This is a genomic window from Sphingobium sp. C100 (assembly GCF_000508185.1).
Classification (GTDB): domain Bacteria; phylum Pseudomonadota; class Alphaproteobacteria; order Sphingomonadales; family Sphingomonadaceae; genus Sphingobium.
The window spans coordinates 12,770-29,196 of the sequence record NZ_AYOY01000172.1; the positions used below are offsets into that span (position 1 = coordinate 12,770).

Genomic DNA, 16,427 nt, shown 5'->3' on the forward strand with positions numbered 1-16,427 from the left:
TGCGGGGAATGCTATGAGTTCGAATGAAAGCCGGGGCGCCTTTGCGCGCCTTGTCCTGTTGGTGGCGGCGCTGTCCGCCTGTGTCAGCGCGCCCCAGCCACCGCGCGCGCAAGCCGCCGCCACGCCGCCGCAACAGCCGCGCCCCACCACCAACACATGGCCGATCCGCCCGGTCGCCAATCCGCCCCTGCCCTATCGCGACGTCAATCAGAATGAAGCGCCTCCGGCCGCGCTGGTCAGCGTCATCCGCAATCTGGGGCAGAGCTTCCATGGCAAGGTCGGCATCGCCGTGCGCCGCGTCGGCGCCGACTGGACCGTCGCGTGGAACGGCAACGCCCTCTTCCCGCAACAGAGCGTGTCGAAACTCTGGGTGTCGATGACTTTCCTCGACGCGGTCGACCGGGGCAAGCTGCGCCTCACCGACACCACCACGATCACGCGGAACGACCTGACCCTCTTCCACCAGCCCAGCGCGGCGCTGGTGGCGAAGGATGGCGGGTGGACCACCAGCTATTCCGACCTGATGCGCCGGGCGATGACGCAGAGCGACAATACCTGCAACGATGCGCTGCTGCGCGCGGCGGGCGGGCCGGATGCGGTGCGCGGTTTCCTGGCGCGGCGGATGATCAAGGACATACGCTTCGGCCCTGGCGAGCGGCTGTTGCAGTCGGCGACGGCGGGCCTCGACTGGCGGCAGGATTATTCGGTCGGCCGCAATTTCTATGCCGCCCGCGCGCGGCTGCCCATGTCCGCCCGCGTGAAGGCGCTCGACAATTATCTGGCCAACCCGCCGGACGGCGCGGCGCCGTCGTCGGTCGTGGCGGCGCTGGCGAAGCTCAAGCAGGGCGACATGCTCTCGCCCGCCTCCTCGCGGCTGCTGCTGTCGATCATGGAGGAAGCCAAGACCGGGCCGAAGCGGATCAAGGGCGGCGTCCCGGCAGGCTGGTCCTATCTGCACAAGACCGGCACGGGCCAGGATCTCGCGCCGCGCTCCACCGGCTATAACGACATCGGCATCATGACCGCGCCCGACGGCACCAGCTATGCCGTCGCCGTGATGATCGGTTCGACCACCGTGTCGATCCCCGAACGCTGGGCGCTGATGCAGGCGGTGGCGAAGGCGGTCGCGGCCAATCACGAGACGCGGTAGCGGGCTGGAGGGGACGGTCAATCCCGGCTATCCCCTCCCCCCATGACCCAGAATCACCTCTATCTCGTCGACGGCTCGGGCTATATCTTCCGCGCCTATCATCAGCTTCCCCCGCTCACCAACCAGCATGGCCAGCCGGTGGGCGCGGTCTATGGCTATACGACCATGTTGTGGAAGCTGGCGAACGAGCTGGGCAGCGCGGAGGGGCCGACCCATCTGGCGGTGATTCTGGACAAGGGGTCGCATACCTTCCGCAACGACATGTACGACCAGTATAAGGCGAACCGCCCGCCCGCGCCGGAGGATCTGGTGCCGCAATTCCCGATGATCCGCGATGCGACCCGCGCCTTCTCCCTCCCCTGTATCGAGGAAGAGGGGTTCGAAGCCGACGACATCATCGCCAGCTATACCAGGGCGGCGGTCGCGGCGGGCTGGCATGTCACCATCGTCAGCAGCGACAAGGATCTGATGCAGCTGATCCAGCCCGGCGTCGACATGTATGACACGATGAAGAATGAACGGCGCGGCGCGGACTATGTCATGGCCAAGTTCGGCGTCCAGCCCGAACAACTGGGCGACGTGCTGGCGCTGATGGGCGACAGCGTCGACAATGTGCCGGGGATTCCAGGTATCGGGCCGAAGACGGCGGCCAAGCTCATCACCGAATATGGCGGGCTGGAGGCTGCGCTGGAGGCCGCCCCTTCGATGAAGAAATCGAAGATGCAGGAAAATCTGATCGCCCATGCCGACATGGCGCGGCTGTCGCGGCGGCTGGTGGCGCTGCACGAGACGATGGACCTGCCCGAGCCGCTGGAGGATCTGACGCTCAAGGGCATCCCGTCCGAACCGCTGCACGCCTTCCTGTCGCACCATGGTTTCGAGCCGCTGGAGGATCTGACGCTCAAGGGCATCCCGTCCGAACCGCTGCACGCCTTCCTGTCGCACCATGGTTTCAAGACTTTGCTGAATCGCCTCGGCACCCCGGCGGCGGCCGTCGCCGTGGCGGCGACCGCTGCGGCCGCGACCGATAGCGCGCCCCCCGCCCCGCCCGCCCATGCGGATGAACCGGCGATCGACCGGAGCCTTTACGAAACGGTCGTGACGCAGGACGCGCTGGACCGCTGGATCGCCGCCGCTCATGCCGAAGGGCTGGTGGCGGTGGATACCGAAACCGACATGCTCGATTGCGTCTCCTGCGCGCTGGTCGGCATCAGCCTGGCGGTGGGGCCGAACGCGGCCTGCTACATCCCGGTCGGCCATGGCGGAACCGACATGTTCGCCGAGCGGCCCCAGCAACTCGACAAGGCGCTGGTGCTCGCGAAACTCAAGCCCCTGCTGGAGGATGACGCCGTCCTCAAGATCGGGCAGAATCTCAAATATGACCTCACCGTCCTGCGCCGCCACGGGATTGAGGTTGCGCCCTATGACGACACCATCGTCATGAGCTTCGACCTCGACGCCGGGCAGTCGCTCGCCGGCCATGGCATGGATGAGGCGGCGCGCGTGCATCTCGATCATGAGTGCATCAGCTTCAAGCAGGTTGTCGGCACCGGCAAGAGCCAGATCAGCTTCGCCGAAGTGCCGCTGGACCGCGCCACCGAATATGCGGCCGAGGATGCCGATGTGACGCTGCGCCTGTGGAAGCGGTTCAAGACCCGCGTCGCCAATGAAGGCGCCAACCGCGTCTATGAACTGGTCGATCGGCCGCTGGTCGGCGTCATTGCGCAGATGGAGCATCGCGGCATCAAGGTCGATCGCGAGGCGCTCTCGCGCCTGTCGGCCGAATTCACCGCCGGCATCGCCGCGCTGGAGACGGAAATCCACGAAATCGCCGGCCAGCCCTTCGCCATCGGCTCGACCCAGCAACTGGGCGCGATCCTGTTCGACAAAATGGGCTATAAGGGTGGCAAGAAGGGCAAGTCGGGCGCCTATTCGACCGACGTCACCATCCTCGAACAATTGAAGGCGCAGGGCGCGCCGATCGCGGCGAAAATCCTCGACTGGCGGCAACTCTCCAAGCTCAAGTCGACCTATACCGACGCTTTGCAGGCGCAGATCAACAAGGATACCGGCCGCGTCCACACCAGCTATTCGCTGACCGGCGCGCAGACCGGCCGCCTGTCCTCCACCGACCCCAATCTCCAGAACATCCCCATCCGCACCGAGGTGGGGCGGCAAATCCGCCACGCCTTCGTCGCGGAGCCGGGCAATGTCATCCTGGCGGCGGACTATAGCCAGATCGAACTGCGCCTCGCCGCGCACATGGCCGACGTGCCCGCGCTCAAGGAGGCGTTCGCAGCCGGCGAGGATATTCACGCCGCCACCGCGATGCAGCTGTTCGGCGAGGTCAATCGGGACACGCGCGGCCGCGCCAAGACGATCAACTTCGCGATCCTCTACGGCATTTCCCGCTGGGGGCTGGCGGGGCGGCTGGAAATCAGCGCGGACGAGGCGCAGGACATGATCAGCCGCTATTATGAGCGCTTTCCGGGCATCAGCATCTATATCAACGAGACGATCGAGAAGGCGCGCGACCGTGGCTATACCGAAACGCTGTTCGGCCGGAAAACCTGGTTCCCGCGCATCAAGGCATCGGTCCAGCATGAACGGCAGGGCGCCGAGCGCGCCGCGATCAATGCCCCGATCCAGGGCACCAGCGCCGACATCATCAAGCGGGCGATGGCGCGCATGGGTCCGGCGCTGGAGGCCGCGGGCCTGGGCGGCGTGAAGATGCTGCTCCAGGTGCATGACGAACTGGTGTTCGAACTGCCGCAAGGCGATGTGGACGCGGCCAGTGCGGTCATCCGGCGGGTGATGGAAAGCGCGGCCGAACCCATCGTGAAGCTCTCCGTCCCGCTGGGCGTGGAAATCGGCACCGGCCCAAGCTGGGGCGCGGCGCATTGACGAAAAAGGCCGGTCCTCGCCGGACCGGCCTTTTTCAATCGAACAACTCTTCCAGAAAGCTTTTCTTGCGTTTCTTCTGATAGTGGCGCTCGTCATCGCGATAGTCGCGGTCCGGGCGGTAGCTTGCCTGCCCAAAGGGCGAGGGCTGCGGGGCAGGCGCATTCACCTGCGCCGATCGTTCGATGATCTTGTCCAGTTCGCCCCGATCCAGCCAAACCCCTCGGCATTGCGGGCAATAATCAATCTCGACCCCCTGCCGGTCCGTCATCGCCAATCCGACATGACAGACCGGGCAGAGCATCGCCGACACCTGAACGGGATCGCGCATTACTCCCGCTCGCCCGTCAGGCTGAGCAGCATCTGGAACAGGTTGACGAAGTTCAGGTACAGCGACAGCGCGCCCATGACCTGCATCTTCTGCGCCACTTCATGGCCGGCATAATAGAAATATTCCGACTTGATGCGCTGCACATCCCAGGCGGTGAGGCCGGTAAAGACCACCACGCCGATGATCGAAATGACCATCGCCATCGCCGAAGAGCCGATGAACAGGTTGATGAGGCTGGCGACGATAATGCCGATCAGGCCCATGATGAGGAAGCTGCCCATCTTCGTCAGGTCGCGCTGGGTGGTATAGCCCCACAACGCCATGGCGAGGAACATGACCGCGGCCGAGAAAAAGGCCTGGGCGATGCTGGCGCCGGTGAAGACCAGAAAGATGCTGCCTAACGACACGCCCATCACGGCGGCGAAGGCGTAGAACGCCATGCGCGCGCCCGATGTCGTCATCTTCTCGATACGGAAGCTGAAGAAAAAGACGAAGGCCAGCGGCGCGAAGATCGCCACCCATTTGAGCGGCGTGCCATAGATGGCGGCGGCCAGCGCGGGCGTGTTGCCGACCAGCGCGGCGACCAGCCCGGTAATGACCAGGCCCAGGCCCATATTGCGGAAGACGCCCAGCATATGCGCGCGCAGGCCGGCATCGGTGTCGACCGAGCGGCTGGCGCCAAAGCCTGACATGCGAACGAGATTATTCATGGGTATCAGACACTCCATCCAAAAATTTGGTTCGAGTGGCCCGGCGCGGTCTCCTGCGGCAACGAGAGGGGGCAAATCGCCGCAAAACCTGCACCGGGCACACCCGATGCGGTCCGACATCGCGACATGGATCAGGGGATCATCCACATCGCCAGAGGGGCCCGGCCCGCAACCGTCATATCGGTTGGGGATTGGCCCGGCGCAAGGGACGGGCACGCCTGAAACATTTTATTACAATTGACGCCGCGCCCTCCGGCGCGGCGTCACGCGGTTTGAAAGCCTGTCCTACATGACCGCGCCGTGGTAACGGGCATGTCCCGGCTCTTTCGCATCGTCAGCCCAGCAATTGCGCGGCCCCGCGCCTGTTGCGACGAAATTTTCGCCATATGTCATATGCGCGAAGTTCGGGAAGTTCCGCCGGGCTTGCAGTTGACCGGCGCGCCGCTTCGCGACATGGCTTGCCGCCATGTCCGACGATCAGCATATTCCCGCGCCGCTGCGCCTGTTCAACAGCCTGACCCGCACGATCGAACCGTTCGCGCCGATCGAGGATCATCATGCGCGGGTCTATAGCTGCGGCCCGACCGTCTACAACTACGCCCATATCGGAAACTTACGCGCCTATGTCTTCACCGACACGCTGCGCCGGGCCTTGTTGTGGAAGGGGTTGAACGTCACCCACATCATCAACATCACCGATGTCGGCCATCTCACCAGCGACGCCGACGCGGGCGACGACAAGATGGAAGCCGCCGCGCGGGCCAGCGCGAAAAGCATCTGGGACATTGCGGCCCATTATACCGATGCGTTCAAGTCGAACATCGCCGACCTTAACATCATCGCGCCCAGCGAATGGACGGTCGCAACCGACTATGTGCCGCAAATGATCGACTTCGCGTCGAAAATTGCGCCGGATCATTGCTATGAACTGGACAGCGGCCTCTATTTCGACAGCAGCACGGTGCCGGACTATGGCGCGCTGGCCGGTGGGCGCGATGATGCGGCCCCTCATAAAGCAGAGATGGCCCGGATCGACCCGGTGGCCGGCAAGCGCAACCCCAGCGACTTCGCGATCTGGCGCAAATCCCCGCCCGGCGAACAGCGCCAGATGGAATGGGACAGCCCCTGGGGCAAGGGCGCCCCAGGCTGGCATCTGGAATGTTCGGTGATGTCGCAGGCCCGTCTCGGCCAGCCGTTCGACATTCATACCGGCGGCATCGACCATCGCGAAATCCATCATCCCAACGAGATCGCCCAGAACCAGGCTTTCCATAGCTGCTGCGGCGAACCGGGCGCGGCGGCAGCGGGCTTCACCGGCGCGCGCTGGTGGATGCACAATAATTTCCTGGTCGACCGGCAGGGGAAGATGAGCAAGTCGAAGGGCGGCTTCACCACCCTCTTCAGCCTGATCGACGCGGGCGTTCACCCCCTCGCCTACCGCCTGCTCTGCCTTGGCGCCCATTATCGCAGCGAACTGGAATTCAGCGCCGAAGGCGTGGCGGCGGCGCTCACGCGCCTGAAGCGGCTCGTGATGGGCGTGGAGGGCCTGAAGGCGCGCGCCGAGGGCGTGACCTGGCAATCGCCCCGCCTCGACTATCTGCGCGCCAACCTGCATCCGAAACTGACGCCGCTGCTCGAACAATTCGACGCCGCCATCGCCGACGACCTCATGACCCCGCGCGCGCTGCCGCTGCTGGAGGAGGCGATCGGCGTCAAGAAGGTGCCGGTGGACGAAAAGCTGTGCCTGATCGCCGCGTTCGACCAGGCGCTGGGGCTGAACCTGCTGACCCTGACCCGCGCCGACCTGCGTGTCCGGCCAAAGGACGCCCGGATCACGCCGGAGGAGATCGAGGCCGAACTGACGCGCCGGACCGCCGCGCGCGCGGACAAGAATTTCGCCCTGTCGGACGAAATACGCGACGCTCTGATCGCTCGCGGGGTCGAGGTGATGGATGGCGATCCGCTGCGCTGGGACTGGCGTGCGGCGTTGGGCTGAGGATCGTTACGCTCCCGCACGCCCTTGACGTCAGGTGGTGCGCGACCCAAGAGGCATTTGGGTCGATTCGATGAAGCGGGGGTGCTGTCATGAAGCTTTCCACGCGCTGTTCGGCCGTGCTTCTGGCGCTGGCATCTCCAGCGCCCACCATTGCCGCCACGCCGCCCGCGTCTTTTTCGACCAGCGACCCGCGTCACGCCGGCCTGTACCGGCTGGAACGCGCGGCGTCCGCCCTGTTCAACAATGACGATTATGCATTGTCCATGTCCCAACAGACGCGCGATGCATGGGCGCGGCTGCACGACGCGGCGATGAAGCAAAAAGTCGCAGGCCGACCCCATCCGCTGGCGGGCGTGGCGTTGATCAACCTGTCTTCCATGGACCAGATCGACGGCAGGAACCCGGACGCGCTCACCCGCTCGAGCGAGGGCCTGGCGCTGATCGAGCCGTTCCATGACGCCTATCCGATCGCCTGGATGCAGGGCCTGTCGATCAAGGGCTATGTGCAGATCGCGCTGGGCAACGTGCCCGGCGGCGCGGACACGCTGGCGCTGGCGAGCCGCTATATGGACGGCTTCATCGCCCGCGCCCCGGCGGACCGGATCGACACCGACGTCCATATGCTCCGCTCCAACATCGCCTTCACCCACGCCCAGGCGCTCACCCGGCTGGGTCGCAATGCCGAGGCGGTGACAGCGCAAAAGGCCAGCATGGACGCGCGGATCGCGGCGGTAGGTCCAAACAGCCCGGACGCGATCGGCGCCTATTTTACCTATGCGCAAATGCTCCAGCGCGCCGACCATGATGCAGAAGCGGAAATCTATGCGCGCATGGCGGTGGACATCGCGACGGATCATGTCGATCGCAAGCATCCCAGCTATGCCCGCGCGCTGGAGGCGCTCGGCCTGCTGCTCTCGCGCACGGGGCGGCGCGTGGAAAGCCTCAGCTATCTCCAGCGCGCCATCGCCATCAAGCGGGAGACGGTGGGGACCGACAGTCTGTATTTCCAGTTCGGCCTGCAAAATCTGGGTACGGTGCTGTTGCCGCTGGAACGCTATGCCGATGCGGAGCCTCTGTTCATGGAGGCAGAGCGCGGCTTTCGCGAAATCGAGGGAGAAAACAGCCCGCAATCCGCGCGCGCCCTGGCCTTCGCCGGTGCGGCGAGCCTGGCGCTGGGGCATCGTTCGGACGCCATCGAACGGCTCAAGGCGGCGTTGGGACGCGTGCGCGCCGGATCGGACAAGGACATGGACATCGGCCAGCGCGCCTATCCCTATCTGATCCCGGCGTTGATCGAAACGGGTCGGACGGACGATGCCAGGAGCGCAGCCGCCGCCTTCGCCGCCGAAACGGCGCAGCTCGACAATGCGCCGGCCTTTCCATTGGCGCAGGCTGCGATGCTGGTCGCCTGGACCGGGGACGACCGGGCGGCGCTGCGCGAAGCCGCGCGACGGCTGGTCGCTGTGCTGCGCGACGGCGCGACGATGAACAACGATGGCGAGTTGAACGAGGAGCAGCGCGTCGCACTGGACATGGTGCTGGCGGTCGCGGCGCAGACGCAGGACGGTGCGCTGGCGCTCGACGCCATGGCCATACTTGCCGGATCGCGCATTGCCCAGGCGAACCGGCTGGTGGCCCAGCGGCTGGTCGAAGATCCCGCACTCGCGACGCGGGTGCGCGCCTTGCAGGACCGGGGCAAGGCATTGGAAGCTGCGGACAGGCTGCTGCTCAAGGCGCTCGCCACCGATAGCGGCGTCGCCGGAGCACGCGCAGCACGCGCCGCCGTGGCGGCGCAGATGGAGGCGGAGCAGACCGCCATCGCCCGCGATTATCCTCGTTGGGTCGAAGCGCGGGGAACGGCGCAACCTGACCTCGCAACGGTGCGCGCCGGGCTGGGCAAGGACGAAGCGCTGCTGGCGGTGATGCCCGCCTTCAGTGGCGTCTATCTGCTGGCGATCAGCGGGATGGACATCCGCATCGAACGGGCGGGGCAGGATCGTGCGGACCTTGTGGCGCTGGTCGGGCGGCTGCGCGCGTCCCTGACGCCCAGCGGCTTCGATGGGCCGGCAGCGCACCAGCTCTACCAGCAGATTTTCACCCCGGCTATCAACGCCACACTGGAAAAGGCACGGTCATTGCGGATCGTGCCGACCGGCGCCTTCGCCTCGCTGCCCTTCGCCATGTTGCCGCTGCGGCCGGTGGCGACGGCGAGACGTGACACGCCCTGGCTGATCCACCGCTTTGCCCTGAAAGTGCAACCAAGCTTTGCGATGAACAGCAGCAACAGGCGACAGATGGCGGCACGCGAGCAGCGTTTCCTGGGGATCGGCGCACCGCAGGCCTTTGGCGAAAGCGCGCTGGCCATACGGTCGCGGGGCGGGAGCAGCCTGCTGGCGGCCAATCATTATTTTCGCAATGGCGGCGCCGACGCACAGGCGCTGGCCGAACTGCCGTCCCTGCCTGGATCCCTGGCTGAACTTCAGGCCGTGGCCGATCGTTTCGGCGCCGAACGGGCGACGCTGCTGACTGGCCCCGAGGCCAGCGAAACCGCGCTGCGCGAGCGTGACCTGTCGGGCTATGGGGTGATCCTGTTCGCCACCCATGGGTTGGTGAGCGGCGAGATGGAGGGCGTGACAGAGCCCGCGCTGGTGCTGTCCCCGCCGCTAACCGCCAACGCGGGCGACGATGGCCTGCTGACGGCGTCCGAAGTGGCGACCATGCGGATCGGCGCCGATTGGGTGATATTGTCCGCGTGCAACACGGCGGCAGGCGACAATGCGCAGGCACCCGCCTATTCGGGTCTGGCCCAGGCCTTCCGCTATGCGGGCGCTGGGTCGCTGCTGGTATCGCATTGGCCGGTCCGCGACGATGCGAGCGCCTTCGTCACGCTGGAGACGGTGAAAGGCGCCAATCGCGGCCTGCCCCGCGCGGTTGCGCTGCAAAAGGCGATGCTGAAGTTGATCCGTTCCAAGCAGCCCGATGCCGTGCAGCCCTATATCTGGGCGCCCTTCATCCTAGTGGGCCGCTGAACCCCGGTTAATGGGCCAGCAGCAAGGGCACACGCGCCGTGCGCAGCATGGCGTGGCTGACGCCGCCGAATATCCGTTCCCGCCAGCGGCCGTGGCCGAAGGCGCCCATCACCATCCAGTCCGCGCCGAGTGTATCTATCGCCTCGCGCAGCGAACATTCTACGGGATGGTCGCCACGCAACCAGTTGTGCAGCCGGGCCTTGATACCGTGGTTGGCAAGATATTCGGGCGCGCCGGTCGCGGGAAATTCCCCCGCGCCGCCATCCTCGACCGTGATGATCTCCACATTGTGCGCCAGCCGCAGCAGCGGCACGGCGGCGCGGAGGGCGGCGCAGGATTGCGCCGATCCGTCCCAGGCGACCAGCGCGCAGCCCGTCACGGCCAAGCCCTTGCCCGTCGCCGGCACGGCCAGAACCGGCGTGCTTCCGCCCAGCGCCAGATCGGCGACGATCGGCAGCGGATCCTGCATGGTCGCGCGACCATTTTCAGGCAGGCTGGCGACGATGAGGTCCGCCAGATGCGCGGCGGCGAGCAGGCCGACCACGCTGTCGCCGTCCATCTGAACCCAGTCCCAGGCGACATCCTCATGCTCCAGATGCGCTTCCACCCGCTGGCGGAAGGCCTGGTCGATCTCGTGCAATTCGGCCGAGATCGAGGGCGCATAGCCCGCGCCGCCATAGATGTCGGCGGCCAGCAGGCCGGGCATGGGCGTCACCTGGACGCAGCGGACATGGGTGTTGCAGGCGCGGGCGATGTCGCAAGCCGCCTGAAGGCGGGCGTCCGCGCCCCTATCGTCATGGATATGGAGCAGGATCATTTTCATCGCAGGTCTCCCGACCGGAGGGAGTCCTTATAGCATGATCCGGCGCGAAATTCGATGCCGCACGCAGCTTTTTACAGCGCCTCCAGCGCCGCGCTCGCTTCCATCCAGACTTCCTCGGCGGTTTCGAGCTTCTTTTCGACGGCGGCGCGTTTGACCATGAGTTCGCTGCTGGTCATCTTCGCTTCCGCGCCGCTGGCGGACTTGGGGTCGAACAGCGCCTGGTCGATGCGGCTGCGCTCTGCTGCAAGCGCGGCCATTTCCTTTTCGGCGCGGCTGACCGCGTTTTTCGCGGCCTTCTGCTTTTCGCGCCATTCGGCCGCGTTACGCTTTTCCGCCTTGCGATCGACCTTGGGCGCATCGCCGCCGCCCGATCCATTGCCGTCCGCCTTGCGCAGGATGATGTCGGTATAGTCGTCGAGGCTGCCGTCGAAGGGCTGGGCCGTGCCATTGTCGACCAGGACGAGGCGGTCGGCGACCAATTCGATCATGTGGCGGTCGTGGCTGACGATCACCACCGCGCCGCTATAGTCGTTCAATGCCTGGACCAGCGCTTCGCGGCTGTCGACGTCCAGATGGTTGGTCGGTTCGTCCAGGATCAGCAGGTGCGGCGCGTCGCGGGTGATGAGGGCGAGCGCCAGCCGCGCCCGTTCGCCGCCCGACATGCTGCCGACCTTTTGCACCGCGCGCTCGCCGGAGAAGCCGAAGCGGCCGAGTTGCGCCCGCACCGCACCCGGCGTCGCGCCCTTCATGACGCGGGTCATATGTTCCAGCGGCGTGTCGGTGACGTCCAGTTCCTCCACCTGATATTGGGTGAAATAGCCGACATTCATCTTGGACGAGCTTTGCATCTGCCCTTCCATCGGGGCGAGTTGCGCGGCGATCAGGCGGGCCAGCGTCGTCTTGCCGTTGCCGTTGCGGCCGAGCAGCGCCAGCCGGTCGTCCGGGTCGATGCGCAGGTTGACGCGGCGCAGGATCGGCGTGTCGTCATAGCCGACCGACGCCATGTCCATGGTGATGAGCGGCGGGCGCAGTTCGGCGGGACTGGGAAAGCCGAAATGCAGGGTCGGGTCTTCGATGGCCGCGGCGATGGGCTGCATCCGGGCCAGCGCCTTGGCGCGGGATTGGGCCTGTTTCGCGGTCGAGGCGCGGGCCGAGTTGCGGGCGACATAATCCTGCAACTTCTCCCGCTCCGCCTGCTGCTTGGCGCGGGCGGATTCGAGCTGGGCGAGCCGTTCGGCGCGCTGCCGTTCGAAGGCGTCATAGCCGCCGGGATAGAGGGTGACCTTCCCCCCTTCCAGATGGAGGATATAGTCGACGACATTGTTCAAAAGGTCGCGTTCATGGCTGATGACGACCACGGTGCCGCGATAGGCTTTCAGGAAATTTTCCAGCCAGAGCGTGGCTTCCAGGTCGAGATGGTTGGAGGGTTCGTCGAGCAGCAAAAGGTCGGGATTGGAGAAGAGCAGCGCGGCGAGCGCCACGCGCATTTTCCAGCCACCCGAATAGCTGTCGAGCGGGCGGCCCTGCATTTCCTCGTCAAAGCCAAGGCCAACGAGGATGCGGGCGGCGCGGGCCGGGGCGGTATAGGCGTCGATCGCGGTCAGCCGCTCATAGATATGGCCGAGGCGATCGGGGTCTTGGGTATGTTCCGCCTCCGCCATCAGTTCGGCGCGTTCCTTGTCCGCTTCGAGCACGGTGTCGAAGGGGGTGGCGGTGCCCGACGGCGCTTCCTGCGCGATATAGCCAAGGCGGGTGTCGCGGGGCATGTCGCACGACCCTTCATCCGGGTCGAGCTGGCCGATCATCACCTTCATCAGCGTGGACTTGCCCGCGCCGTTGCGGCCGATGAGGCCCACGCGGCTGCGCGGCGGCAACGCGGCGGCGGCGCGGTCGAGAATGGTGCGGCCGCCCAGGCGCACGGTGATGGCATTGAGGTTCAGCATGGCCGCGGGGCCTAGAGCATTTCACCTCCGGCGAAAATGCCCTCTTTTTCCTTGTCGCATTTTAGCGGCGCCAAGCTGACGGCTCCGCACCTGTGACTATGGGCGGGGCGATTTGAAAAGGACCGGCGGTGACTGCCGCCGGGTGGTGAAGGCATGGACGGTCCATTTTACAAATGGGCGCGGGGTTGCGAAGTTCACACCGTTGTGGCGAACGCAAAAACGTGGGCGCAGACGGGTGGCGTGGATTTCGCAATAGGAAAATTTTTGCAAAGTGACGCGCGCCGACGCGAAAGGCGGCGCGGGGGGCGGGAGGCCGACGGTGGGAAAGAGCAGCGGGGATTATGCCATGGGTCGGGGGATGTAGGACAGGGGGAAGTTGGCCGTTTGCCGACTAGCAGCTTTCAGGTAGTGGATCACGAAAGCGGACAACACTGGACCAATCCGCAGCCACAGCAGGTGAAGTTATTAATGTAACTATTGCCCGTACCTACTAAGTTCAACCTGCACGCTGTTCCAAAGCGAGTCTAGAATAGCTTGTTGCAACGTATACCATGGGTCTTCCACGGCCGATAAAATTCGGCCCTCAAGATCTTGGTTTAGGTAGCTCCTATATACTGCGTCAACATTTTCATTTAATTCAAGATGGAACTCGTTGTGGCGATATACCTTAATTCTATTCATAGACTTTTGAAGATTTGGGTAGGCGTTTTTAAAAGCTCCCCAGAAATAATTCCTTTCCCCGATCGATAGTCCGTAGCTTTCCACGGACTCTACGAAGCATCGATTGCAAACATTAACAAATGCCTGAAAATCTTCTTTCGAATTGACGACGGAAGAATTTATAAATCTATGACTTTCGGGGTACTTATTGGGGCCAAAAATAGGAGGGAGGGAGCTAACCTTCGCAATTCGATGCATCTCATCAAGGGCGCCATCTATATTCGCAACACGATCCTTCAGCCACTTTTCTCGATTAGCAGGTGCTACAAGCATTTGTATGGTTTTTCGCCCATCGCGACGAGCTGCTTCGATTGCAACATGGGCGCCGACCACCTGTATCGCCACCGAGGGCAATCCGTCGATGGTCTTGACCAAGCCGTATGAAATAAGATGACTTTGAAACTCCGGTAAGGACGAGAATTCCAAATAATCGGCAATACGTCCTGCAGCTAATAGCTCAAATACCTGATATTCATCAGGGTAGAAGTCGCGAAGCTCAGATATAACATGGCCACAATAAAATACGAGACTAGCGTCTCTTTCACTGCGGGCTATCCCGATGTCCACTTTCGAAATCGAGACGGGAAGATCGACGCCAGAATCGCGAATGACCTTATATGTGAAACTTGCAGCCAAGCGGCAGAGTAGAGGGTGCCCCCCGTATTCCTCTTTAAACTCATCCGCAACATCAGGATTAAATTTGAGTCCCATCCTGCGGCCTAAAACACTTAGCATCCTTCGAACTTCATCTACAGAGAGCCCGCTCAAGTAATCATAAGGTACAATACCAAAAAGCGGATTTTGTATACCTGCAATCTTATCTGTCTCTACTAGTTGCGGGTTAACGCCCGCAAGTATCGCTGATAACCGTCGCGTTTCACTTTGAACTGACCAAATACTTTGCCAAAATGCAAGATAATCATCTTCCCAATGTTGATCGGTTTTCGAGAAATACGAAATATACTCGACTTCATCGAAAATGATAGCAACCTTAATTTCTGAACGTGCTCTTTTGATCAAATCTGAAAGGGATTCAGACAAAAACCTGTCATCTGAAGGAAGTGGCCATGCAATACCGATTTCGTGCGCGAGATCAGCGGTGATCTTCCGCAATAATTCGCTAGCGGTTCGTTTCCTGATGGAAGGAGTTTTGCAGTCATAAAATAAGACAGTGATATTTCCAAGGTCTGAGAGGTCTCTGGATAGCTTATAGAGGAAGGACGTTTTTCCAGTTTTCCTTAGGCCGAATAGCCCTCTATTTTCGCCGCGCTTAACAGAATCCATGAAGGAGTGCAGGAGGGCATCCCGGCCAAAAAAGTAAGTATCCTTTTCCAATGGGAGGCGATAATCGAAGAGATTTCGAGAAAATAGCTGTGACGCTATTTTGTTTCTTACAAACCAAGCATTGCTTTTTGCGCTTGAAAGCTCAGCAGCGTTAAAAGCAACTGTTGTCCTCGCTTCATTAGTTGATGTATACTCAGAAACCCAAGTTGCAGCATCTGTGTCATCAGATACAAGAATAGTGAAAAGCCTGTCGACGCGCCCTCGCGCTGGATCGTCGTTTATAAACTGCTCAATTGACTGAAGGGTTCTCGCCTCAAGCTTCTCGTAGGGACTGTAGACTAACAAAACCTCTCGATTGACACCAAAAGTCTCTTCGGTAGCAGGCTCAGGTTTGATAAGATAAACAGAGTAATTAGACCCATGGGCTCGCCGCCTATGTGCCCACGTAATATCGAATGCACTCTGAAAAGCGCTCAGCCAGTCTATCTCTTCAGGATATGCGCACAGATGTCCGCTTCTAACTTCTTCGTGAATTCGTCCCAATGCGTCGTCTCACTTATGATCACTGTCCCCGCCTGCGAAGGAGGCAACGACAGCCTATTTAGGTCGGTTATACGCCTTTCTTGTCGCCGTCTTGTTTATGAAGCAAGAGCTTTCCCATCAAGGACTATAGGTGGATTATCAGACGGACCGCTCCTGAGACCGATAGGCGATCAAGCCTAGTGGTCTGGGAATCTGATTGCCGCCCAACACCGGGTGAACGAATGGCAGCTTCTAGGGCTTAGCTTAAGTTGGTTAAGCGGCTGAGAATGGCGCTGATCGGTCAACCAGACTTGAGAGCCGGATGGCTTGAATTTGGACCATTGCGTGTTTGCAAGCGGCAAGCCATCCAACTCCAGCCCTCCCCCTACCCTTCCGCATATAGCGTGAACTGCGCGTTCAGGCCGCCGACGCTCGACTGGCCGACCCACAGGTCGAAGACGCCCGGTTCGGCGATGCGCTGGTTTCGTGCGCCCACGAATTCCAGGTCGGTGCGGGAGAGGGAGAAACGGACGGTCTTGCTTTCGCCCGGTGACAGGGTGACGCGCGCCATGCGCTTCAACTCGCGGATCGGGCGGGTGCGGGTGGCGACGCGGTCGCGAATATAGAGCTGGACGACTTCGCTGCCCTGGCGCGCGCCCCGGTTGGTGAGGCGCGCGGTCACTTCGATGGCGGCGTCCCAGCGCAGCGCGGTGTCGGACAGTTTCAGCCGGTCGAGCGCGAAGTCGGTGTAGCTGAGGCCGTGGCCGAAGGGGAAACGGGCGCTGTTGTCGGTGGTGGCGTAGCGCGCCTTATATTCGGTCGTGCCGCTGTCCACCACCGGGCGGCCGGTCGATTTACGATCGTAGAAGAAAGGCTCCTGCCCGCTTTCCCACGGAAAGCTGACGGGGAGCTTGGCCGAGGGGTCGACCTTTCCCAGCAGGATGTCGGCGATGGCGTGGCCCGCCTCGCTGCCCAGAAACCAGGTGGCGAGGATGGCGTTGGCGCTCGCCACGCCGCC

At 62.8% G+C, this 16,427-nt stretch carries 10 protein-coding genes; 4 read left to right on the forward strand and 6 right to left on the reverse strand.

The features are described 5' to 3' along the window. Positions 1 to 13: 13 nt before the first annotated feature. Both C100_RS41465 and polA read left to right on the forward strand, forming a co-directional pair. On the forward strand, positions 14 to 1,150 hold the full coding sequence (locus C100_RS41465; protein WP_024021011.1) for a serine hydrolase: 1,137 nt from the start codon (positions 14 to 16) through the stop codon (positions 1,148 to 1,150). A gap of 42 nt (positions 1,151 to 1,192) precedes the next feature. After that, positions 1,193 to 4,054, forward strand: a complete 2,862-nt coding sequence (polA, locus tag C100_RS41470; RefSeq protein WP_024021012.1) for a DNA polymerase I — start codon at positions 1,193 to 1,195, stop codon at positions 4,052 to 4,054. Positions 4,055 to 4,088: 34 nt separating this feature from the next. Here polA and C100_RS41475 read toward each other — a convergent pair whose 3' ends face one another. Then, positions 4,089 to 4,382 (reverse strand): TFIIB-type zinc ribbon-containing protein, encoded by a 294-nt coding sequence (locus tag C100_RS41475; RefSeq protein ID WP_024021013.1) that lies wholly within the window; start codon positions 4,380 to 4,382, stop codon positions 4,089 to 4,091. Next, positions 4,382 to 5,092: a Bax inhibitor-1/YccA family protein gene (locus tag C100_RS41480; RefSeq protein WP_024021014.1), complete on the reverse strand. Its 711-nt coding sequence runs from the start codon at positions 5,090 to 5,092 to the stop codon at positions 4,382 to 4,384. Before C100_RS41480 ends, C100_RS41475 begins: the two co-directional genes overlap by 1 nt. A 466-nt stretch (positions 5,093 to 5,558) precedes the next feature. Here C100_RS41480 and C100_RS41490 point away from each other — a divergent pair, with 466 nt between their 5' ends. Beyond that, positions 5,559 to 7,088 carry a cysteine--tRNA ligase gene (locus tag C100_RS41490; protein ID WP_024021016.1) on the forward strand — a complete coding sequence of 510 codons (1,530 nt, stop codon included), beginning with the start codon at positions 5,559 to 5,561 and terminating at the stop codon, positions 7,086 to 7,088. 89 nt (positions 7,089 to 7,177) lie between these two features. Then, entirely contained in the window at positions 7,178 to 10,117 is a 2,940-nt protein-coding gene (locus C100_RS41495; RefSeq protein WP_024021017.1) for a CHAT domain-containing tetratricopeptide repeat protein, read from the forward strand. Positions 10,118 to 10,124: 7 nt separating this feature from the next. On the opposite strand, the gene C100_RS41500 is transcribed toward C100_RS41495, so the two are convergent. From C100_RS41500 to C100_RS0125115, 4 genes are all read right to left on the reverse strand, one after another. Next, entirely contained in the window at positions 10,125 to 10,940 is an 816-nt protein-coding gene (locus C100_RS41500) for a universal stress protein (RefSeq protein ID WP_024021018.1), read from the reverse strand. 71 nt (positions 10,941 to 11,011) lie between these two features. After that, positions 11,012 to 12,883: an ABC-F family ATP-binding cassette domain-containing protein gene (locus C100_RS41505; protein ID WP_024021019.1), complete on the reverse strand. Its 1,872-nt coding sequence runs from the start codon at positions 12,881 to 12,883 to the stop codon at positions 11,012 to 11,014. A 474-nt stretch (positions 12,884 to 13,357) separates the two neighbouring features. Continuing rightward, positions 13,358 to 15,430: an AAA family ATPase gene (locus C100_RS48395; protein WP_152536507.1), complete on the reverse strand. Its 2,073-nt coding sequence runs from the start codon at positions 15,428 to 15,430 to the stop codon at positions 13,358 to 13,360. Positions 15,431 to 15,794: 364 nt separating this feature from the next. Then, a partial coding sequence (locus C100_RS0125115; RefSeq protein ID WP_200866583.1) for a fibronectin type III-like domain-contianing protein occupies positions 15,795 to 16,427 on the reverse strand: 633 nt, incomplete at its 5' end.